Raw genomic sequence first — 22,106 nt, 5'->3', positions numbered from 1 at the left:
TGTTTCTTTCTCTGGCGGTCTTGCTGGTGAGCTAGGCATTCAAGCGGGTAAAGACGTAACCGTTGATACTATCGACGTAACGTCTGTTGGCGGCGCACAAGAGTCTGTAGCAGTAATCGATGCAGCACTTAAGTACGTAGACAGCCACCGTGCAGAGCTAGGTGCTTTCCAAAACCGTTTTGACCACGCTATCAGCAACTTAGACAACATTAACGAGAACGTTAACGCATCTAAGAGCCGTATTAAAGATACCGATTTCGCGAAAGAAACGACTCAGATGACTAAGTCTCAGATCCTTTCTCAAGCTTCAAGCTCGATTCTTGCTCAAGCGAAGCAAGCGCCGAACTCGGCACTTAGCCTACTAGGTTAATCGATTAAAAAGCCACGTTGACTATAAGCGTTGTTGAGACAAAGCGTTAACGTAAGGCCTCCACAAATTAGCTCGTGGTGAGAGATGAGCGCTAAACAAACCCAGCTTCGGCTGGGTTTTTGCTTTTCTGTGAATGGCAAAAGTGTGCTTTCAAGGTTCCAATTAGGGTTGTGGGTACCAAGCGAGATTCCCTATCACGGGCGTCCCTCCCTGTAGGGAATGACGGGAATTGGACGATGATGATCTTATTGCTTTGTAAAATGAGTACGATTGGTTTGAGCAAGTAATGGCTCAGTAAAAAAAAGGATTTTAACGTTATTCCAGAACCGAGTAGAACTAGGAATTAGGAGTTTCGCTTTTGAAAGAGAGGTTGGTATTTCAGGCTTCTTTTTCGGATTCGTGAAGCTTTCATAAGTTAGTTGAGAACTAACCGCCATTCCAGAATTGAGTAGAACGAGATTTAAGGGAACTGTTTCTTAAGAGGAGACTCTTTCGAAATTAGGAAGGTAAAGGTACTTATCTGTACATCAGCTCAACTGAACTTCCGTCATCCCAGAATCGAGTCGAGCGAGATATCAGGGATCTATATTCGTGAAAGGGTGCTGCAAAAGAGGGGGATTTCGCTGTCAGAGAGGGGGAGAGTAATTAGTCACCTAACATGCGAATATAACAGGCACAAAAAACGCCACCCTTAGGCAGCGTTTTATTAAAGCAGATAAGTAATCGAAATTACTTAGTTACTTTAAGAACTGGAGTTTCACCAACAGTTACAGAACCAGAAAGCTTGTTCAGCTCTTTGATTTCGTCCATGTTAGAGATAACAACTGGAGTAAGCGTAGATTTCGCTTTCTCTTCTAGAAGCGCTAGGTCGAAAGTGATGATAGTGTCACCAGCTTTAACAGATTGACCTTCTTCAGCTACACGAGTGAAGCCTTCGCCTTTAAGTTCAACAGTATCGATACCGAAGTGAACGAAAAGCTCAACACCGTCGTCAGACTCGATAGAGAATGCGTGGTTAGTTTCGAAGATCTTACCGATAGTACCGTTAACTGGAGCTACCATTTTGTCGCCAGCTGGTTTGATCGCGATGCCGTCACCAACGATTTTCTCAGCGAAAACTACATCTGGCACATCTTCGATGTTTACGATTTCACCAGAAAGAGGTGCGATGATTTCGATTGCACCAGCATCAGCGCTGTCATCAGATACAAGCTTTTTCAGTTTGTCAAACAGACCCATTGTGTCATGCTCCTAACGTTTAGTTTTATTCTGTAGAATATACTATACCAATCTAACAAATTAGACGACTATTTTTAGCCGTCTAACTTTATTAAGAATTTGGCGATTACTGAGATTTCTCAGCGATGAATTTTTCTACGCAAGCTTCAATTTCAGCAGCTGTAGGTAGAGATAGTGCTTCGTCAGCCATAGCTTTAACTTCAGCGAAGTTAGAGTTACGGATTACTTTCTTAACTTTAGGGATAGAGATGCCGCTCATAGAGAACTCATCTAGGCCCATACCAAGAAGAAGAAGTGTTGCACGCTCATCACCAGCAAGCTCACCACACATACCAGTCCACTTACCTTCAGCGTGTGATGCGTCGATCACTTGCTTGATTACTGTAAGAACAGCAGGAGATAGCGGGTTGTATAGGTGAGAAATCATTTCGTTACCACGGTCTACTGCAAGAGTGTATTGCGTTAGGTCGTTAGTACCGATAGAGAAGAAAGATACTTCTTTCGCTAGGTGGTGTGCGATTGCAGCAGCTGCTGGAGTCTCAACCATTACGCCGATTTCGATGTCTTCATCGAAAGCTAGGCCTTCAGCGCGAAGTTCAGCTTTGTACTCTTCGATTGCTTTCTTCAGTTCACGGATCTCTTCAACAGAAATGATCATTGGGAACATGATGCGTAGTTTACCGTGTGCAGATGCACGTAGGATACCACGTAGTTGGTCACGTAGGATTTCACGACGATCCAAGCTGATACGTACTGCACGCCAGCCTAGGAATGGGTTCATCTCTTGTGGAAGATCCATGTATGGTAGATCTTTATCGCCACCGATATCCATAGTACGGATGATCACTGACTCACCGTTCATTGCTTCAGCTACTTCTTTGTAAGCAACGTATTGCTCCTCTTCAGTAGGAAGCGCGTCACGGTCCATGAATAGGAATTCAGTACGGTACAGACCAACGCCTTCACCGCCATTACGCAGGATACCGTCACAGTCTTTTACTGTACCGATGTTGCCGCAAACTTCTACACGGTGACCGTCTAGAGTTTCAGCATGCAAATCTTTTAGTTTTGCTAGTTCAGCCGCTTCTGCTTCGAAATCTGCTTTGATTTTCTTAGCTTCTGCTAGTTCAGCTTCAGAAGGGTTGATGATGATCTTGTTGTTCATCGCGTCTAGCACAAGCATGTCGCCGTTCTTAACTTGCTTAGTGATATCGTTAGTACCAACGATAGCTGGAAGCTCAAGAGAACGTGCCATGATTGAAGTATGAGATGTACGACCGCCGATGTCACAAGCGAAACCAAGAACGTAGTCTAGGTTGATTTGTGCAGTTTCAGATGGCGTTAGGTCGTAAGCTACTAGGATAACCTCTTCACTGATGTCTGATAGAGACACAATGTTGATGCCTAGAGCATTTTTAACGAAACGAGTACCGATATCGCGGATATCAGTTGCACGTTCTTTTAGGTACTCATCATCAAGAGATTCAAGCGCACAAGCTTGCTCTTCGATCACAGTGTGGATCGCGTTGTCTGCGTGCATTTTTTCTTTCTTGATGAGTGCTAAAATCTCTTCTTCTAGCTCTTCATCTTCAAGCAGCATGATGTGGCCTTCAAAGATTGCTTCTTTTTCTTCGCCAAAAGTTTCAAGTGCTTTTTGCTTAACAACTTCAAGTTGTTGAGAAGATTTGTTACGAGCGTCAAAGAAACGCTGTACTTCTGCTTCAACTTGGTCGTCAGAGATAGATTGAGTGTTTAGGACAATTTCATCTTCTTGAAGTAGTAGTGCTTTACCGAAAGCAATACCAGGAGATGCTAGGATGCCTGAAATCATAGCCTTACCTTAGTTGTTCAACTGTAAACGGGAGAGTGTGTGACTTTAAGTCGTCGACTAATGTCGCGCTTATTCCTATCTATTTCGAACAAAGCCACTTTGCTATGCAAAATGGCTTTGAAAGAAGGAGACCGTATTAGTGTAGTTGATCCATAAGAGCAACTAGGTGGTCAACTGCTTGCTGAGCTTGAGGACCTTCAGCTGAAATAGTTACGTTAGTACCTTTTACTAGGCCTAAAGTTTGTAGTTTGAACAGGCTTTTCGCGCTAGCGCTTTTGCCGTTAGAAGTCACTGTGATGTCAGCGTCGAAAGATTTTGCTTCTTTAACGAACTGTGCAGCTGGACGAGTGTGAAGACCGTTTTCTGCTGTGATTTCTACTTGCTTCTCGTACATTTTATATACCCCAATTAATTTATTTTTTGTAAGTTTGTAACCAGTTTAGCTTAACTGCTTTAGCCCAAATGCGCTAGAGGCTAGTACGCCATGTTCGTGTTAGAACTTAGACTGGTTATAAATTTTTATCCAGCCATGGTCATCTTTTGTTGAGGACTCACGACCTTCAGAATCTGTTTATTGCTTCTTTTATTTTGAAGCGAAAAATAAAACAGACCCGATATTACCAAAGGTGGGGCAGGGATCAACAAAAAAGCCCCTAAACGGGGCTTTTTTGGACGAAAAATTGATTTGACCACATATTATTGTTGGTTCTCTTTTTCCGTAAAGATACCTGCAAATAGCGCTGTACTTAGGTAACGCTCACCAGAGCTTGGAAGTACAGTGACAATGGTTTTTCCTGCAAATTCAGGTAGTTCAGCGATTCTGTTCGCGGCTACTACTGCTGCACCTGAAGAGATACCTGCAAGAATACCTTCTTCTTTCATTAGTCGTTGAGCCATTTCAATTGCTTCTTCAGAAGTTACTGACTCGACGCGGTCGATAAGTTCTAAATCTAAGTTTCCAGGGATGAAACCGGCACCGATACCTTGGATTTTGTGCGGAGCTGGTTTGATTTCTTCACCTGCAAGTGCCTGTGCGATTACTGGAGATTCTGCTGGCTCTACAGCGACAGAAGTGATGGCTTTGCCTTTTTCACCTTTAATGTAACGACTTGTACCAGTGATAGTACCGCCTGTACCTACGCCAGCTACAAACACGTCAATCTCGCCGTCTGTTGCTTCCCAGATCTCAGGACCTGTTGTTTGTTCGTGAATCTGTGGGTTAGCTGGGTTGTTGAACTGTTGTAGTAGTAGGTATTTGTCTGGATCTGAAGCAACAATCTCTTCTGCTTTAGCAATCGCGCCATTCATGCCTTTTGGTGCTTCAGTTAGCACTAGGTTTGCGCCAAGCGCTTTAAGCAGCTTACGACGCTCTAAGCTCATTGACTCAGGCATAGTTAGTGTAAGTTTGTAACCACGCGCTGCAGCTACGAATGCGAGTGCAACACCTGTATTACCACTGGTTGGTTCAACAAGCTCGATGCCTGGCTTAAGGGTACCTGCTTTCTCTGCTTCCCAGATCATGTTCGAACCGATACGACACTTAACACTGAAGCTTGGGTTACGAGCTTCGATCTTAGCTAGGACGTTACCTTTGCTTACTTTGTTTAGGCGGACTAGAGGTGTATTACCAATCGTTAGGGTGTTGTCTTCGTAGATCTTGCTCATGCGATATTCCTTCATTTAATGACAGAACTAAACGTAGTATATCAATCAATTTACCGTCTAGTGTCTTTCGATGTTTGTTCAGCTTGAATTTAGATTAAACAAGTTGAAAAAAAGGTAAAAGGATTAAAAAGTTATATCATATAGATATGTAGCAGAATTGACGCCTATCTTTATTGAAATCAGAACTTCAAAAAGATAGGCGAAACTAGGAAGTGTAGGCAGGGGTAGATACAAGAACTATAGACGAGAGCGTAGAGCTTGGTCTTTAAACTCAGCAACCCACATCGCGGTTGCACCACATACGGCTACGGGCATTACAATCAGGTTTAAAATTGGAATAGTAGTGAACACGGAAACAAGCGCGCCGAAGCTATAGCTCTTGCCTTGTTTTTGTTTCAAACTATTTCTCATGTCATCAAATTTGATTTTATGGTTATCGAATGGGTAGTCGGCGTATTGAATCGCTAACATCCACGCGGTGAAGATGAACCATAAAAACGGTGCAACGGTTTGTCCTAGTGCTGGAATTAACAAAAGTAGGAATAAACCGATCGCTTTTGGCAGAACGTAGACAAGCTTGCGCCATTCTCTTGCTAAAATACGCGGTGTGTCTTTAAGAACATCAAGTAGGCCATCATCATTGACTTTCTTGCCGCTAAGTAGCTCTTCGACTTTTTCAGAGAGCAAACCGTTAAAAGGAGCTGCAATGAAATTGGCAAGGGTGCTAAAGAAATATGAAAACGTTGCTAAGACAGTTAACCCCAATAGTGGCCATAAGATATAGGACAACCATGACAAGAAGCTTGGTAAACCTTCCATCCAGCCTTCAATCCAAGTGTTTAAGTTAGAGAAGATATAAAACAACGCACCACCAACCAGCAGGACGTTAGCGATAAGAGGAAGTAGCACAAATTTACGAATGCTCGGTGACAACGCGATTTTTATTCCGAAAACAAAATAGCCAAAGCCGGAGCGGGGAACAGATTCAATAGTCATATTTAATTAAGGTCACATGTGAATTTGGTTAAATAGCAAACACGTCTAGTGTACTCGACCGAAATTAAGAAAAAAAGCGTGGTGAAAATCACACCATCTAAGGAACTAATTGTATTAAGTTGTTCTAAAACAGTGGCTACTTTTGATAGAGTAGTGAGATTGGTCAAATTAACCCAACTTAGTGACAGCGTTTTGCCGCTAGTTGACTAAGAAAGCTGAGAGCGAAAAATGCAGGAATTGCGATTTGTACTCATTATTGTTGGCGCACTAGCTATCGCCGCATTATTGTTCCACGGATTGTGGACGAGTAAAAAAGAAGGGAAAGCAAAGTTTGGAGATAAGCCACTTGGCAAGCTAGATAATGATAGCTTAGACGATGCTGAAACCATCCCAAACCGTTCATTCGCCCCAGAAGATGATTTTGAAATAATCCGAAAAGAGCGTAAAGAGCCGGATTTTGCGGTATCGCCATCTGCGACTGATCCGCTGATCGATTCAGATCCGCTTACAGCACCACAATCAAAAGAAGAGCAACAAGACGATATCGAGTTGAATGATTTGCCTTCTTTCAGTGTTGAAGACCCTATCAAGGTTGATAGCGAACCGGAAGATGCTGAACAAGCGGTAGAACCAGAGGTTCCTAGCTTCGAACTGACCGACGAGCAAAAAGAGAGCCATGCAGGTTTTAAAGAGCAGTACGGTTCTTTTGAAGAAGTTGCAGCTGAACAAGTTGAAGAGCCTGTAGTCGCAAGTGAGCCAATGGCTTCACAACAAACTTTTACTGCAAGTGAACCATTCGCAGCAAAAGAGAGTGTTGCTCCACAAGCAGCAGCTCCTGTTGAAGAAACAAAGCAAGATGAAGAGTTAGGCTTAGAGGTGATTGTCCTTAATGTTCACTGTGCTGGAGAGATCCCATTTGTTGGTACTGAACTTTTCCGCAGCATGGAGAACAATGGCTTAACTTACGGTGAGATGTCTATTTACCACTGCTTTGCACAATCAGCTGATGAGCCTAAGGTTATCTTCAGTGTCGCAAATATGATGCAGCCTGGTACTTTAGAGCATGATGATCCAGCTGACTTTACGACTAAAGGTATTTCGTTCTTCATGACATTGCCATGCTATGGTCAAGCTGATCAAAACTTCAATGTGATGTTGAGTGCGGCACAGAAGATTGCTGATGATATGGGCGGAAACGTTTTGGATGAATCACGCAACCTAATGACACCAAACCGTTTATCAGACTATCGCAAACAGATTAGAGACTTCATGTCGGCAGCGAATGCTTAGCCATATTGTTTAGCCTAGTAAATAATCTATATTTATAGAAAAGGGCTCCTAAGGGAGCCCTTTTTGATATTTCAATCACGACAGAGAATGATATGAAAGAATCGATTCAAGTGACCTTAGAGCAGTTAAGAGAAACTCTGCTCTATCATGCCGTTCGTTATTACGTAGAAGATAGCCCAGAGATCCCTGATGTTGAGTACGATCGATTAATGCAACAGTTGCTAAAGATCGAAGAAGAGAACCCAGAGCTCGTAACGGTTGACTCACCGAGCCAACGTGTTGGTGGTCAGCCACTAGATGGCTTCACACAAGTGGCTCACGAGATCCCAATGCTTTCTTTGGATAATGCATTCTCTGATGAAGACTTAGATGCGTTCAATAAGCGTATGTCCGATAGGGCGCCAACCGCTAACCTTAAGACTTTCTGTTGTGAGCCTAAACTCGATGGCCTTGCGGTGAGCTTGCTTTACGTGAACGGGACATTAGTTCAAGCGGCGACTCGTGGTGATGGCGCAACGGGTGAAAACATTACTGAAAACGTACGTACGATTAGCTCAATTCCACTTAAGCTACAAGGCGTAGGTTGGCCAGAACGTATTGAAGTGCGTGGCGAAGTGTTCATGCCAAAAGCCGGCTTCGATAAACTGAACGAAATGGCGCTGAAGAAAGGCGAGAAAGTCTTTGTTAACCCGCGTAATGCAGCAGCAGGTAGTTTGCGTCAGCTGGACTCTCGTATTACCGCAAAACGCCCATTAGCTTTCTATGCTTACAGCGTAGGTGTGGTTGAAGGTGCAGAGCTGTCAACTAGCCACTACCAACGCTTCTTGCAGCTGAAAGGTTGGGGTTTACCTATGTGTCCTGAGACGAAGCAGCTTAGCTCACTTGAGGATGTAAAAGCGTATTACCAAGATATCATGACGCGTCGCGATGCTCTGGCTTATGAGATCGATGGCGTGGTGATCAAAGTCGATGATATCGCGGCACAAGAAGTGCTTGGCTTTGTTGCTAGAGCCCCTCGTTGGGCGATTGCTTACAAGTTCCCGGCTCAAGAAGAGATTACCCTGCTTAACGATGTTGAGTTTCAGGTAGGCCGTACCGGCGCTATTACGCCTGTAGCTAAACTGGAGCCTATCTTTGTGGGTGGTGTGACGGTGAGTAATGCAACGCTACACAACGCTGATGAGATTGCTCGTCTAGGTGTGAAGGTAGGTGATAGCGTTATTATCCGCCGTGCTGGTGATGTGATTCCACAGATTGTCGCGGTTGTACAAGACCGTCGCCCTGAGACGGCTAAAGACATCGTTTTCCCTGATGCATGCCCTGTATGTAGCTCTGCGGTTGAGCGCGTAGAGGGGGAAGCTGTAGCGCGTTGTACTGGCGGTTTGGTGTGTCAGGCTCAGCGTAAAGAAGCACTTAAGCACTTTGTATCTCGAAAGGCGCTTGATGTTGATGGTCTGGGCGTGAAAGTAATAGAGCAGCTTGTTGATCGTGAAATGGTCGAGACACCAGCGGACCTATTTAAACTCAGTGCAGGTGTGATTACGGTGCTTGACCGTATGGGGCCGAAATCGGCACAGAACGTGGTGAGTGCGCTGAACAAAGCGAAAGATACGACGTTAGCGCGTTTCCTTTATTCACTCGGTATTCGTGAAGTCGGTGAAGCGACTGCGATGAACTTAGCACAGCATTTCAAGACATTAGAGCTCGTTCAAGCGGCAACTCATGAACAGCTTGTTGAGGTGTCCGATATTGGCGACATCGTTGCTAGTCATATTACGGCTTTCTTCTCACAAGAGAAAAACCGAGCGGTCGTTGAACAGCTTATCGAACTAGGCGTGAACTGGCCTGTTATTGAAGATGCGCCAGATGACCAAGAATTGCCTCTAGAAGGCAAAGTGGTTGTGCTAACAGGTTCATTGTCTCAATTGGGCCGAAGCGAAGCGAAAGCTGCACTTCAAGCGTTAGGTGCCAAAGTAACAGGTAGCGTATCTAAGAAAACCGATATCCTATTTGCCGGAGAATCAGCAGGTTCTAAATTAACCAAAGCACAAGATTTAGGTATCGAAATAAGAACCGAAGAAGATCTAATTGCTCTTCTTTCGTAAGTAAATTCAGGTAAAAAAAGCTCAAAGGCACTCCTTTCAAGAGAGTGCCTTTTTTGTGTCTGTTATAAAAATGGTGGCTTTTTAATTGTTGAGAATTTTGTTCCTATACGAACTACAAAATCAGGACAGTGACGGCGCTCAACATTAATGAAATAGCGCTCTAGTTGTATTGGAAATGCGAGTCATATCTATTTTTATAAAAGGCACCTTATCTTAAGTCGCTGTTTTATATAGTTTTAGGTGTTATTGTGTGTGGCCTTTCAAATTTATCGATCTGGATCACTAAGTACATGGTAAATTTGCACCAACTCATATTTTTTTAGATGAAAATTAAGTTCTCATTGATCTTTTTGAGGGCGAAGTTAGTCTTAATGCCATGGATGCACGATGTGTATACCCAGAAAGGAAATAGAGAATTCAGCGTTAAGGATTCTCAAACAAGAAAAGGTATTTCTCTCTACGGCGGCCAACTTTAGGTGGGGAATATTCAAACAGCTATATCCATTTTTAGGAGTTTTATTCCATGGAAAACAAATTTTTCAAACGTACTCTACTAGGTGCATCCGTTGCACTTTTATCGACAGGCGTAATGGCGAAAGAAGTTGGTATCAACTCTGACTTCAACGTTGACGTATACGGTGTTGCAGCTATCTCTCTAGTTAACTACAACACAACTGATAACAACGACTCTAGTACTGGTTACGCTGTAGAGAACGAATCTCGTATCGGCTTCCGTGCTCATAAAGATATGTTTGATGATGTATTAATCACAATGCAGATCGAATCTGGCTACGTAGATAGCACAGACTGGTCTCACGGTGGTGTTTCAGGTGGTGTGCTAGGTTTCCGTGATACTTTCATCGGTGCTTCTGGCTCTTGGGGTAACCTACGTGTAGGTCGTGTTCTGACACCACTATACGAAATCGTCGACTGGCCATTCTCTAACCCTGGTCTAGGTTCTGTATTCGATTGGGGCGGCATCAACGGTCACTACGATCGTCAATCTAACCAAGTTCGTTACGATTCAGCTAAATTTGGCGGTTTCTCTTTTGCAGCTTCTGTTGGTCGTGATGATAACGACAATGGTGGTGGTGCAGCGACTCGTGATGCAAACTTCGTTGGCGCAAGTGCTAAATACAGCTTTGAGAAAATCACATTCATGGGTGCGGTTGAATCTGGTACTCGTGTAGTTGCGGCTTCTGGTGGTGAGTATGTTGTAGCTCAAGAAGATATTAAAGATGCAAACGGCACCGTAACTACGCCTAAAGGTGAAATTTACCTAACTGATACTGTAGCTGGTTACGATGACGACACATTCGCATACATCGTTGGTTTTGAAGCTAGCCTACCAGCAGGTTTCGGTTTCGCTGCAGCATATAAAGGCGAAGAGCTAGACAACGGCATCCGTAAAGTGACTCAAGATTCTTACTCTATCATCGGTCAATACTGGAATGGTCCAATCGGTTTCAAACTAGGTTACGCAGCTAACCTTGAGTCTGAAACAAATGGTTCTAAAGATGCTAACTCAGACAGCAACACTATTTCTGGTCAGCTAATGGCTGTTCATAACGGTTTCGTACCTTACCTACGTGTAGCGGGTCGTACTGTTGGTGACGCTGATACAGATATCGTAACTCGCGTTGGTCTTGAATACGGTTTCTAAGCTAGAATCTTTAGCTTAAACAGTTAGATAAAAATCAAAACGCTGGTAAATTTTGTTTGCCAGCGTTTTTCCATAGTGAACATAAGGAATTAGTCATAATGAATAAAGTTAGTGTAGTCGTATTATCATTATTTTTGGGAGCTTGTAGTTCACTCGATTCACAAAGTAATTTTGCAGACTCAGTTGCTGATGTACAGCCCAAAGGTGGTTACATTAAAGTAACCGGTCAATCTTACGTAGCAGAAAATAGAGCAAATGTAGGCGCAGACATTCTCAAGTCGTCGCTTTATTTTACATACAATAAAGAAGTAACACCGAATACTGCCCCAGAATCGTCAATTACCATGGATGTAAGTTACTTCCAAAGTTACAAAGAGTACGAAACGGTTAGTTTTTTTGGCAAGACGATAGAACTAGAAGATAGACAAGTACCAAGAGAAAGCTGCAGCGAGCACTGTACTAAGACTCAATATATTAAATTTCCACTAAGTGACGCTGATATCCAGCAAGCAAGAGAAAAGAATTTAGAATTTACGCTTGAAGGCCAAAACTCAGTAATGAGTACGACTTTTATCGTGCCGAAAGCGTACATCGACACAATTTATAACGGTGCAAATAATCATACAGCTATCGCGGTTGCTCCAGTCGCGGCTGTTCCAGTAGCAGCAGTAGCTGCTGAAGAGCCAAAAGCATCACAAGCGCAAGAGATGGTGAATTACTGGTATGGTGAAGCAACCAAAGAAGAGCAATCTGCAGTGACAGATTGGGCATTCAAGAATCGTAAGAACGCGAACCCAGCACCACTAGAAGGCTCAAAAGAGATCGAAATGGTTTCTTACTGGTTCAATAAATTAGACAACGAAGAAAAATCTCAGACGATGATTTGGTTGTTAGAGCAAGAGTAAGCCTTTAACCTAAGCCTCAAACTATGTTTTTCAACCGCAGTATTGTATAACAGCAGTACTGCGGTTTTTCATTTTAAGCTTACAGGTAACATTGTGAATATTGGTGAAGTAGCGAAACGTGTTGGTACAACAGCGAAATCCATTCGTTTTTACGAAAGTAAAGGCATGATGAGTCCGCCACATCGTTCAGAAAATGGCTACAGGCAATATGGCGAGATTCATATCGAGCAGCTAGAATTTGTGCTCAGAGCAAAGATGGTTGGCTTCACACTGGATGAGTGTAAATCCTTGGTTGAGCTAGCTATGAACCCTAATAGGCGAAGTTTCGAAGTAAAACAGAAAGCGACTCAGAAGTTAGACGAAATAGAATTGAAGCTCGCGGAGCTCAATAAAATGAAGGCTCAATTGCAATCTTGGGTACACGACTGCCCAGGTGACGCCTCTACGGATTGTCCTATCTTAAACAATTTATCTGGCCGTCCTTAGACCATTTCAGTAATAAATATCAGTCAGGCTGTAAATGATGTTACTAGCCTGACTTAACCACTTATCACAGCACTTTTCCGCCGTAATGTTTACAGATCAGTAGTGGTACATGAGTGACCGCGTTACCATCTGAACACTTAACAATAGGTCCCATATTACCGTTACCTGGTGATTGACTGCTCGCTAGAGCGCTTCCGAATGACAAGCTAAAAATAGCCGTAACAATGATTAGAAAATGTCTCATACAAACTCCGTTAGTTTTATCTCCGATTGAGATAAGTGAAAGTATGGACAAGGTGAAGAAAATTTCAAAAATTCGACGGACTTAACATTTTTAATAATTATAATTAAGCGATAGTGAGACGAACTATTCATATGTATTTTGGCTAACAAACTTGGCTTTCTTATGCCTTTTGGATTCATTCAAATTTTTTAGCTTTATGAAATAAGAACTTATTTTGTTATCAATTAAATCTATCGTAATGATATTTAAAATATTATTGATGAATAAAAACTAAAAAAGCCTGCATTTATTGAAAATGCAGGCTTTATATATCAATAAACTATAAAGGTTCTATTATTAGAACTATTCCGTCTAAAGCAATAATCTTTATTTCTGTGCCAGATGGAATATCTTGGCTAGCTTTCGCTGACCAAGAAGAGTCTCCGAATTTAATACGACAGCTACCTTTCTTTACGTCTTCACTAAGGATTAGCGTCTGACCTACCAGCTGCTTTTCTCTTTGGTTGAGCTCTCTATTTGAATCTGACTGCTTATCACTAGATAGTTGTCTTCTCCACCATAACCAAGTGGTGATTAGGGAGAAGCTAGCAAAGGATAGCCATTGCATCTGCCAACCAATTGGTAGAGCACCCAAAAGAGCACCGACCAACATGGCTGAGATGCCTATCCACAAAAAGTAACCAGCGGTTCCAACCAGTTCAAGTGCAAGCAACGCTAGACCAAACGCCAGCCAATGCCAGTGGTTTACTTGTTCTAGTAATTCGACCATAAGTTAGTCCTTACTATTTGTATCATTCTTGTGTGTGAACATTTCTGCGATACCAGCAACAGAGCCCATTAGGCCAGTCGCTTCAAGTGGTAGCATGATGATCTTACCGTTTTCTGCTTGTCCAATTGACTTCAATGCCTCGGTATAGCCTTGTGCAATAAAGTAGTTCACGGCTTGCATGTCACCCTGTGCAATTGCGGTTGATACCATTTCTGTTGCTTTCGCTTCTGCTTCTGCCGCACGTTCACGTGCTTCTGCTTGAAGTATTGCGGCTTGCTTTTCACCTTCAGCTTTTAGGATCTCTGATTGTTTGTGACCTTCAGCCTTAAGGATCTCAGCTTGTCTTACACCTTCTGCTTCTAAGATATCGGCACGCTTGTTACGTTCCGCTTTCATCTGAGCATTCATCGCAGCCGTCAGGTCTGCTGGTGGCTGTACGTCTTTAATTTCGATACGGGTAACCTTTACGCCCCACGGGTTGGTGGCTTCATCCACGATGTTAAGAAGCTTGGTGTTGATCATGTCACGTTGACTTAGCATCTCATCAAGTTCCATTGAACCCAGTACCGTACGAATGTTAGTCAAAGTTAGGTTACGAATCGCGTGCTCGAGGTCATTGACTTCATACGCTGCTCGCGGTGCATCAATCACTTGTACGAAACAGACCGCATCAATAACCACATTGGCATTGTCTTTAGAGATAACTTCTTGCGCGGGGATATCAAGAACTCGCTCCATCATATTGATTCGTTGACCGATCTTATCAATGAACGGAATGATTAAGTTAAGGCCTGGTTTTAGTGTGTGTGTGTAGCGGCCGAAGCGCTCTACCGTCCAGTTATTACCCTGTGGTACGGTTTTTACACCAGCGAAAATAAAGAGCAGTGCGACGACAGTAAAGACGCCAATAGTAATCAAAGTATCGATAGGCATACAAAGTCCTTTGCAAGTTTAAGTGTCAAATTATTTATTACTCATACTGGCGCATATTTAAAGTGGGAGCAAATTTATAAATGAGAAATGGGCCATAAAACATTGATTTTATGGCCCATTACGAGTTTTTCATTCAAAAAGCTTATGAGTTGCTTTGTCGATTTTGTATTTGACTACTTACTGTTTAGGAATCAAGGAGCCTAATTAGTAAAGCAGAGAGTAAAGCTGACGGCGGTACTTACTAGCAACAGGATTGCCTTGCCCAAGTGCACTTAGGATATCCATGAACTCTTTTTTCATGTCTCCATCAAGAGCATTGAGGTCTTTGACTAGGAAAGACCACAGTAGGTCCATTGCTTCTTCACTACGGTTTACTTGATGGTATTGCAGTGCCAATTCTGACGCGGTTTTCGCATCGCTTGGGTTTTGCTGCAGCGCCGCTTCTAATGCTTGGATCTCTGGACTATCGGCAGCTTGCTTATGAAGTTCAAGCTTGGCGACTAAGCCTTTGTAGTAGTTGTCTTGGTACTCGAGTGGAATTATTGCTAGCTGAGCTTCTGCAAGGTCAAATTGCTGGGTTTCTAGTAAACACTCTGCAATTGCTAGTTTAACTTCACCTTTGCTCGTTAGTTCTGCTGGAAGCTGCTGCATAGCCGCTAAAGCTAGAGTGTGCTCACCGGCTTGCATCTGCTCAAGTGCTTGGCGTAGTGCCAATTCATCTTGGCTTGGAAGGTGTTTGCTAAGCATTTCCACGATTGCTTCTATGCGTTGCGGGCCACCTAGGCCATCGACAGGTTGACCGTTAACAAACAGTGCAATAGTAGGCAGTGCTTGAACACCAAATTGGCTAGCAATGGCTTGCTCTTGTTCGCAATTTAATAGGGCGAGCGTGAATGCACCATTGTATTGCTGAGTTAAGGTTTGTAGTTCAGGAATGACTTGAGCACTCTCTTGGCTCATTGGTGCCCAAAAATGGATGAGGACAGGGGTCTGCATCGAACCTTCTAGTACTTGACGAAAGTTCTGCTCATTAAGTTCAACAATATGCGGAGATTGCATTTACGTTCCTTGAGATTTGTTTTGGGATACGTTGCAAATATGGGGGGATAAGCGGGTAACTTCAAGATCTAACTGGGTAATCTCGGATAAAAAGAGGCAAAAATAGAAAAACGCCATGCTTCAATGTTGATAGAGTTGTTAACTCGACATGGAAGACACAGCGTTATCTGTGAGGTGGTCAGTGAGGTATTACGTAAGATACTCAAAACAGAATAAACAACGTAATTGCCAGACTCAGACCTACCAAATTAAGGCGGTTTAAAGTCATGAAGTATCCAAAGGGCTAGTCCATCAATTGGGGATAACTGATGAGATAGGCTAAATCATGACATCTTATTGTTACGAATAAATTACATCGTTACATTAAAGTTTGCGACTGTTCATTCAAAGTTAGTAATTTATGCGGCTTTTCTGAGAATAGGGTCTAGCAAGCGGCTCGGAAGTAATCTTTTTAATACAGCAAACACCTTAGTGGGAGTGGTGACTCGGTATCTTAACTTTGGCTTACTGGCTGTGAGCGCGTTATAAACAGGTTCGATACAGCTTTCAGCAGGCAAAACAAACGCGTTATTCGATGACTCTTTCTCAAGTCGGTCTTTTTGTTTTTGGTAAGCATTTTGATGAACACTGCCCTCGATGCTGATCCACTTATTGAAAGCTTTTAAGGCATTGGTTCTAAATTGGGTTTCGATTGGGCCGGGCTGCAGTAATGAAATGTGTATGCCACTGCCATGCAGCTCTAAACGCAGAGTGTCTGTCCAACCTTCAATTGCGAATTTTGATGCGTTATACGCACCACGATATTTCATCGCAGCAAAGCCGAGTACCGAACTGTTTTGGACAATACGCCCTTCGCCTCGCTCTCGCATATGAGGCAGGATTTGGCAAACGAGGTGGTGCCAACCAAAGAAGTTTGTTTCGAACTGTTCTCTTAGCCCTTGCGTCGGTAGATCTTCTAAGGCACCGGCCTGACCATACGCGCCATTGTTGAACAGTCCATATAACCCATTTGGCGCTAGCTCTATGGCTTGCTTAGCTCCGTTCTCAATACTTCCCTTGTTGGCAAGATCCAACTGGATACAGGTGAGGCCTTCTTCTTGAAGACGTTGAACGTCTTGTGGGTCGCGGCAAGATGCGATGACATGAAAGCCGCGTTTGTGAAGTGCGTGAGCACAGGTGTAGCCAATGCCAGTTGAGCAACCAGTGATGAGAATCGACTTGTTCACACTTAATCCTTTGTAAGAACTTCTTTGCTCTTAGAGTAAAGAATTAGTCTTGATGTTGTAACAAGTTTTTTAATGCAGGCTCGATTCTTGAGTAACTGAATATAAAGCCCATCTCAGTTAACTTCTTAGGCTTGGAACGAATGCTATCGAACAGTAGGCAGGACGACTCGCCCATTAGTAGCGACATCGCCCATTTGGGGGTGAATAAGAAATGTGGGCGACGCAATTGTTTCGCGAGGGTGCTACTGAACTGCTTGTTGGTCACAGGGTGCGGAGCGCACATGTTGAATTCCCCTTGAGCGTGGGGGAGTGACAACAAGTGATTGATGGCTCTGACCATGTCGAGCATGTGAATCCAGGGCATGTACTGTTTACCTGACCCTAATGGACCACCAATACCAAGCTTGTAAGGCATCAGCATCTTTTTGAGTGCGCCACCGTTTTCACCCAAAACAATCCCTGTTCTTAATAGGATAACGCGAGTGTTCTCTGATTCGGCTCGTTTAGCAATTTCTTCCCAGTGAGCACAAACTTTATGAGGGAAGCTCTCGTCTTCGACTTGCAGTGATTCATCAAATGGGTGCTGTTGCTGGTCGCCATAGTAGCCGACGGCAGATCCGCTGATAAAGACTTCAGGTGGTGTTGTGCTTGCTTGAATGAGTTCGACGATCTTCTCTGTGATCAGCCAGCGGCTGCTACAGATCCTCTCTTTTTGCTCATCACTCCAGCGTTTGTCTGCAATAGGTTCACCAGCAAGGTTTATCACTGCATCGTAATCGTTGAGGTCATTTAGCTCATCAAGGGATTGGATATAATGAAGGTTGTTTTGGTTCAGGTGGCTTAGGCATTGTTTCGCTTTTTCAGGGTTGCGCGTGAGCAATGTAACGTCGTCAGTGTTCAAGCTCTTGATCAATTCAGAGCCAATAAATCCAGTACCACCAGTTAACAATATCTTCATACCAATCTCCTTATTAAACATAATTATAGACATGGCTTGTTTTTAGTCGCCAACCAATACGAAAAAATCACTATAACGATCAGTTGGTTTCAATCGTGTGATACTTAAATGGCCGCACCAACAATTGGTTAAACAGTGAAATTTAATTCATTAGTTTAGATATGTGTACCGTTATCACAGTTAAGAGATTTTACTCGCATATGTTACCAACTGCGTAATGTTTATCACATTAGAAATAATAAGGATTTGCCATGATTATTACGGATAGATAATCAAACGTAATTATTGGCGATAGGGAGTTGCGATGACGGCAGTGCTAGCTTTGTTTCGAGCTATGTTGGGTAGCCTTCGTGATTTATTGCCTATTGTTACGGTGATCGCGTTCTTCCAGCTTGTTGTTTTACAAGAGCCGCTTCCGCATCTGCTGTCTATTTTAACGGGTTTAGTGCTGGTGGTTCTCGGGCTTACCTTCTTTATTTTCGGGCTTGAAATGGGGCTCTTCCCGATCGGCGAATCTATGGCGCAAGCTTTTGCCCGCAAGGGTAGCGTATTCTGGTTATTGACTTTCGCCTTTTGCCTGGGCTTTGGAACAACCATAGCGGAGCCTGCTTTAACTGCGGTGGCGGCAGAAGCAGCAGAAGTGGCGGCCGAGGGCGGTGTAATACCTAATTCTAATGATGAAATGGAAGAATACGCCGACGGCCTGCGTTTCACCGTCGCATTGTCGGTAGGTATCGCAATATTACTTGGGGTACTTCGGATCCTAAAAGGTTGGCCAATTCAATACATGATCATCGGTGGCTATATTGGTGTGGTGGTGCTCACTGCTTTTGCCCCCGAAAATATCATTGGCATAGCGTATGATTCTGGCGGCGTCACCACATCAACTATCACCGTTCCGTTGGTGACGGCATTAGGCGTGGGCTTGGCTTCAGCCATTAAAGGGCGTAATCCGATGATCGACGGTTTTGGATTGATCGCATTCGCTTCACTGCTGCCGATGATGTTTGTCATGGTCTATGGAATGGTGGTGACATGATCAGTGTTCAACAGTTTATCGATACCTTTCTTGGCACCGTGATGGATGTGATTCCGATTGCGGTGATCATATTTGGTTTTCAATTGGCGGTGCTACGCAGGCCAGTCAACAACCTGCCCAAAGTATTGATAGGGTTCTTTTACGTCATTCTTGGCTTGTCTCTTTTCTTGATGGGGCTAGAACTGGCCTTATTTCCTTTAGGAGAGACGATGGCGATGCAGTTAACGGAGCCGTCTTTTCTTACTGAATTTAAAATCAGTTCTGGCTTAGCCCTAACATGGTTTGATTATTACTGGGTCTATCTTTTTGCGTTCTGTATCGGATTCAGTACCACGATAGCAGAGCCTTCATTGATAGCGGTTGCCATTAAGGCGAATCAAGTCTCTGGTGGCAGTATCAGTGTTAACGGACTGAGGATTGCCGTGGCATTAGGCGTTGCTATCGGTATCTCGCTGGGCAGCTATCGGATTGTGGCTGGTGATCCTATTCATTACTACATCATTGTTGGCTACGTCGTTGTGGTGATCCAAACGTTTTACGCGCCCAAACTGATTGTGCCTTTGGCTTATGATTCAGGCGGTGTCACCACATCGACGGTCACTGTGCCATTAGTCACAGCATTAGGGCTCGGCCTGGCGTCAACCGTACCTGGGAGGAACCCGGTGATCGATGGCTTTGGGTTAATCGCCTTTGCTAGCTTATTTCCGATTATTTCAGTGATGGGCTATGCCCAAATAACACAATGGTTAAACCGTTTACACACCTCTGAGGAGAGTAAAGATGCGCTTTAAATTGATCTTAGCGTTTGTTGAAGAGAGTAAGACTGACATCGTGCTCGATGCGGCGCGTGATGCAGGCGCGACGGGGGCCACCGTTATCAATAATGCTAGAGGGCAAGGGCTAAACCAAAAACGTACCTTCTTCGGTTTGACGCTTGAGGTACAAAAAGATGTGCTGCTGTTTGTTGTTGAGGAGCATTTAGCCCGACATATTTTAGAGACGATAGGAAAAGTCGGGGAGTTCGACCAAGAATCAGGGCAAGGAATAGCGGTGCAAATCGATGTCGAAGACGCGGTTGGGGTTGCACATCAAGTCGAAACATTAACTAAAGTCGTAGAGGACGAGCTATGAATACCAGTGACAAAATCCGAGTCAGCGATGTAATGGCCAATACCTATGTGATTATCGATGGCCTAACCACAGTGTTAGCAGCGATAGAAATGGCGAAAAAGCACAAAGTAAAAGCGATCATCGTGGATAAGCGTCATGAAGATGATGAATACGGGATTGTGTTGATGAACGACATTGCCAAAAAAGTATTGGCCAAAAATCGCTCCCCTGAACGTACTAATATTTATGAAATCATGACTAAGCCCGCGTTAAGCGTGTCTGCCGAGATGAATGTTAAGTACTGTGCGCGCTTGTTTGAACGCTTTGGTATTAGCCGTGCGCCTGTGGTCCGTGATAATAAGATTGTCGGTATGGTTAGTTACAATAATATTGTTATCAACGGTATGGTGAGAGATGACGTATAGCCGATAGGTACGTACAATAGACCCATAAATTTTATGGAGAAGTACGTGTGAAATTATTTTTTGCTTCAGACCTACACGGTTCGCTACCAGCAACAGAAAAGGTATTAGAGCTATACCAAGCTTCGGGTGCCCAATATTTAATCCTACTGGGTGACATTCTGAATCATGGCCCTAGAAATCCGATTCCAGAGGGTTACAACCCGCCTGCTGTTGCAGACAAGCTGAACGAGTTCTCCCAAGAGATCGTTGCTGTCCGTGGTAACTGCGACAGCGAAGTCGATCAGATGCTGCTCTCTTTCCCAATGATGATGGATTACTCATGGGTGTTACTAGAGTCAGGCCAACGTATCTTCTTAACTCACGGTCACCTGTATAACACAACGAAACGACCAGCACTGAAAGCGGGTGATATCATTGCTCATGGCCATACCCATATCCCAGTTGCTGAGTACCAAGATGACATCTTCATTTTTAACCCTAGCTCGGTGACGTTCCCACGAGAAGGGCATGCAGCAAGCTATGGTATCTACGAGAATGGTACCTTCAAAGTGATCAGCCTTGACGGCGATGTACTGGTTAGCGGCCAGCTTTAAATCATAGAACTGGCCGTCATGGGTTTATTTTGAATCCACGTGGCCGAGGTCTCTGTCTGGAGCAATGATGTTTCTCACTCTTTGCTTCAGAACTTTAGCTTCAGGAAAGCCGCCGTCCGCTTTTCTTTCCCATATCTGTATCCCATTGCAAAAGATCTCAAATCGTCCACCGGTATCTGGGTGTAAACTGACTTGTTCAATCTCTTCGCTGAAGGTATGAAGTAGCTCCTGACACAACCAACTTGAGCGAAGCATCCAATTACATTGACGGCAGTAGTGTATCGCTATTGTTGCTTTTGCCACGGTAGGGTTGTTTTGATCTAACTCTGTATTCATAGATAACCTTGAAAATTCTAAAGCAATAGTTTGATGCCGACGGCAAACGTCAATATTTCGAAAGCCGTTTTGACGAGTTGATTACTCGAGCGGTTTGCCAGAACAGCGCCTAAGCTCCCACCAATGAATGAACTCAGCAGTAATATGGGTAACCATACCCAGTATATTGGTGCACCCGCTTGAACAATGGCAATACCACCGATGCCATTCCAGAACAAACCGACACATATCATGGTTAATGAGACGGCTTGTTTATAAGTAAAACCAAACCAACGAACCAGAAATAGGGTAACTAACAGACCGGACCCTGCTGTGAGCGAACCGTTAATTATACCAATGAGTGCAAGCCCAATCCCGCCAACTGTCCAGCCTTTCATATCTCGGTTTTTAAGCTGTTCTTCTTGCCCCAGCTGTTTCTTTAAGCGTGAGTAAACGCCCAGGGCTAAGATCATTGTGCCAAGCAGTTTTTGTGCAATGGCATCTGGGATCATGAGTACGATATTCGCGCCAACGACCACTCCGATGCTGCCGACGATAATCAGGTAGATACAAATTTTCCAGCTTAACGTGCCACCCTTGATATGGGTATATGCGGCGCCTAAGCCAAGAGCGACGCTAGCGACTTTGTGGGTAGCCAGTGCAACTGAAAAGGGTAGCCCTAGAAAGATGAGTAGTGGGAACTGTAGAAGCCCAGCACCGCCACCTGATAAGGAGGCAAGTGTGTTGGCGATTAATGAGCCAAAGAATAAGGCGAGTGAGTTTATCCAATCCATAGAGTTTTTATCTTTGAGTTTAAGATAACAAAAAGGGGCTTCATGCCCCTTATTAGGTTTATCGTTGAATGGTATTCATCCATCGATATGT

Annotated in this window: 24 protein-coding genes; 11 read left to right on the top strand and 13 right to left on the bottom strand. The window is 43.8% G+C overall.

Going from position 1 to position 22,106, the window contains the following annotated elements:
- On the top strand, positions 1–370 hold a 370-nt coding region (locus OH460_RS19895), incomplete at its 5' end, for a flagellin (RefSeq protein WP_269995361.1).
- Between the two features lie 729 nt (positions 371–1,099).
- Here OH460_RS19895 and crr read toward each other — a convergent pair.
- The 5 genes from crr to cysZ form a co-directional block, all read right to left on the bottom strand.
- Positions 1,100–1,609 (bottom strand): PTS glucose transporter subunit IIA, encoded by a 510-nt coding sequence (crr, locus tag OH460_RS19890; protein WP_004737851.1) that lies wholly within the window; start codon positions 1,607–1,609, stop codon positions 1,100–1,102.
- A gap of 106 nt (positions 1,610–1,715) precedes the next feature.
- Positions 1,716–3,440, bottom strand: a complete 1,725-nt coding sequence (ptsI, locus tag OH460_RS19885; protein ID WP_269999249.1) for a phosphoenolpyruvate-protein phosphotransferase PtsI — start codon at positions 3,438–3,440, stop codon at positions 1,716–1,718.
- Positions 3,441–3,576: 136 nt separating this feature from the next.
- Positions 3,577–3,834, bottom strand: coding sequence for an HPr family phosphocarrier protein (locus OH460_RS19880; protein WP_004734263.1), 258 nt, complete (start codon positions 3,832–3,834; stop codon positions 3,577–3,579).
- A gap of 302 nt (positions 3,835–4,136) precedes the next feature.
- Complete coding sequence (cysK, locus tag OH460_RS19875) at positions 4,137–5,105, bottom strand: cysteine synthase A (protein ID WP_008224684.1); 969 nt, start codon at positions 5,103–5,105, stop codon at positions 4,137–4,139.
- 237 nt (positions 5,106–5,342) lie between these two features.
- A complete protein-coding gene (cysZ, locus tag OH460_RS19870) occupies positions 5,343–6,101 on the bottom strand; it encodes a sulfate transporter CysZ (RefSeq protein WP_269999248.1) in 759 nt (252 codons plus the stop codon).
- Between the two features lie 228 nt (positions 6,102–6,329).
- On the opposite strand from cysZ, the gene zipA reads away from it, so the two are divergent.
- From zipA to cueR, 5 genes are all read left to right on the top strand, one after another.
- Positions 6,330–7,391, top strand: a complete 1,062-nt coding sequence (zipA, locus tag OH460_RS19865; RefSeq protein WP_269999247.1) for a cell division protein ZipA — start codon at positions 6,330–6,332, stop codon at positions 7,389–7,391.
- Positions 7,392–7,483: 92 nt separating this feature from the next.
- A complete protein-coding gene (gene ligA, locus OH460_RS19860; RefSeq protein ID WP_269999246.1) occupies positions 7,484–9,496 on the top strand; it encodes an NAD-dependent DNA ligase LigA in 2,013 nt (670 codons plus the stop codon).
- A gap of 523 nt (positions 9,497–10,019) precedes the next feature.
- Positions 10,020–11,159: a porin gene (locus OH460_RS19855; protein WP_061034181.1), complete on the top strand. Its 1,140-nt coding sequence runs from the start codon at positions 10,020–10,022 to the stop codon at positions 11,157–11,159.
- A 98-nt stretch (positions 11,160–11,257) separates the two neighbouring features.
- Complete coding sequence (locus OH460_RS19850; RefSeq protein WP_061034180.1) at positions 11,258–12,064, top strand: DUF2057 family protein; 807 nt, start codon at positions 11,258–11,260, stop codon at positions 12,062–12,064.
- Positions 12,065–12,157: 93 nt separating this feature from the next.
- A complete protein-coding gene (gene cueR / locus OH460_RS19845) occupies positions 12,158–12,550 on the top strand; it encodes a Cu(I)-responsive transcriptional regulator (protein WP_269999245.1) in 393 nt (130 codons plus the stop codon).
- 64 nt (positions 12,551–12,614) lie between these two features.
- Here cueR and OH460_RS19840 read toward each other — a convergent pair whose 3' ends face one another.
- The 6 genes from OH460_RS19840 to OH460_RS19815 form a co-directional block, all read right to left on the bottom strand.
- The gene (locus OH460_RS19840) at positions 12,615–12,794 is read right to left on the bottom strand and encodes a hypothetical protein (protein ID WP_004737863.1); all 180 of its coding nucleotides are present in this window, start codon (positions 12,792–12,794) and stop codon (positions 12,615–12,617) included.
- 319 nt (positions 12,795–13,113) lie between these two features.
- Positions 13,114–13,563, bottom strand: a complete 450-nt coding sequence (locus OH460_RS19835; protein WP_269999244.1) for an NfeD family protein — start codon at positions 13,561–13,563, stop codon at positions 13,114–13,116.
- Between the two features lie 3 nt (positions 13,564–13,566).
- Entirely contained in the window at positions 13,567–14,496 is a 930-nt protein-coding gene (locus OH460_RS19830; RefSeq protein ID WP_008224544.1) for an SPFH domain-containing protein, read from the bottom strand.
- Between the two features lie 204 nt (positions 14,497–14,700).
- A complete protein-coding gene (locus OH460_RS19825) occupies positions 14,701–15,555 on the bottom strand; it encodes a co-chaperone YbbN (protein WP_269999243.1) in 855 nt (284 codons plus the stop codon).
- 398 nt (positions 15,556–15,953) lie between these two features.
- Positions 15,954–16,781 carry an SDR family oxidoreductase gene (locus OH460_RS19820; RefSeq protein ID WP_269999242.1) on the bottom strand — a complete coding sequence of 276 codons (828 nt, stop codon included), beginning with the start codon at positions 16,779–16,781 and terminating at the stop codon, positions 15,954–15,956.
- Between the two features lie 43 nt (positions 16,782–16,824).
- Positions 16,825–17,739, bottom strand: coding sequence for a TIGR01777 family oxidoreductase (locus tag OH460_RS19815; protein ID WP_269999241.1), 915 nt, complete (start codon positions 17,737–17,739; stop codon positions 16,825–16,827).
- A gap of 304 nt (positions 17,740–18,043) precedes the next feature.
- On the opposite strand from OH460_RS19815, the gene OH460_RS19810 reads away from it, so the two are divergent.
- Genes OH460_RS19810 through yfcE form a run of 5 tightly spaced genes read left to right on the top strand, consistent with a single transcriptional unit; the run spans position 18,044 to position 20,906 of the window.
- The gene (locus tag OH460_RS19810) at positions 18,044–18,778 is read left to right on the top strand and encodes a DUF1538 domain-containing protein (RefSeq protein WP_269999240.1); all 735 of its coding nucleotides are present in this window, start codon (positions 18,044–18,046) and stop codon (positions 18,776–18,778) included.
- Positions 18,775–19,569 carry a DUF1538 domain-containing protein gene (locus tag OH460_RS19805; RefSeq protein ID WP_269999239.1) on the top strand — a complete coding sequence of 265 codons (795 nt, stop codon included), beginning with the start codon at positions 18,775–18,777 and terminating at the stop codon, positions 19,567–19,569. Before OH460_RS19810 ends, OH460_RS19805 begins: the two co-directional genes overlap by 4 nt.
- Positions 19,559–19,909 (top strand): P-II family nitrogen regulator, encoded by a 351-nt coding sequence (locus OH460_RS19800; protein ID WP_004737873.1) that lies wholly within the window; start codon positions 19,559–19,561, stop codon positions 19,907–19,909. Before OH460_RS19805 ends, OH460_RS19800 begins: the two co-directional genes overlap by 11 nt.
- The gene (locus OH460_RS19795; protein ID WP_128159755.1) at positions 19,906–20,313 is read left to right on the top strand and encodes a CBS domain-containing protein; all 408 of its coding nucleotides are present in this window, start codon (positions 19,906–19,908) and stop codon (positions 20,311–20,313) included. The genes OH460_RS19800 and OH460_RS19795 overlap by 4 nt, the downstream gene beginning before the upstream one ends.
- Positions 20,314–20,360: 47 nt before the next feature.
- Positions 20,361–20,906: a phosphodiesterase gene (gene yfcE, locus OH460_RS19790; RefSeq protein ID WP_269999238.1), complete on the top strand. Its 546-nt coding sequence runs from the start codon at positions 20,361–20,363 to the stop codon at positions 20,904–20,906.
- Positions 20,907–20,930: 24 nt separating this feature from the next.
- Here the strand turns inward: yfcE and OH460_RS19785 are convergent, their stop codons facing one another.
- Both OH460_RS19785 and OH460_RS19780 read right to left on the bottom strand, forming a co-directional pair.
- Positions 20,931–21,209 carry a SelT/SelW/SelH family protein gene (locus OH460_RS19785; protein WP_157372401.1) on the bottom strand — a complete coding sequence of 93 codons (279 nt, stop codon included), beginning with the start codon at positions 21,207–21,209 and terminating at the stop codon, positions 20,931–20,933.
- A gap of 50 nt (positions 21,210–21,259) precedes the next feature.
- Positions 21,260–22,015: a sulfite exporter TauE/SafE family protein gene (locus tag OH460_RS19780; protein ID WP_269999237.1), complete on the bottom strand. Its 756-nt coding sequence runs from the start codon at positions 22,013–22,015 to the stop codon at positions 21,260–21,262.
- Between the last annotated feature and the right edge of the window lie 91 nt (positions 22,016–22,106).

Origin of the sequence: Vibrio sp. Makdt (assembly GCF_027587015.1) — a bacterium.
In the GTDB taxonomy this organism is placed as follows: Bacteria; Pseudomonadota; Gammaproteobacteria; order Enterobacterales; family Vibrionaceae; genus Vibrio; species Vibrio chagasii_B.
This window is presented reverse-complemented; position numbering and strand designations above follow the sequence as displayed.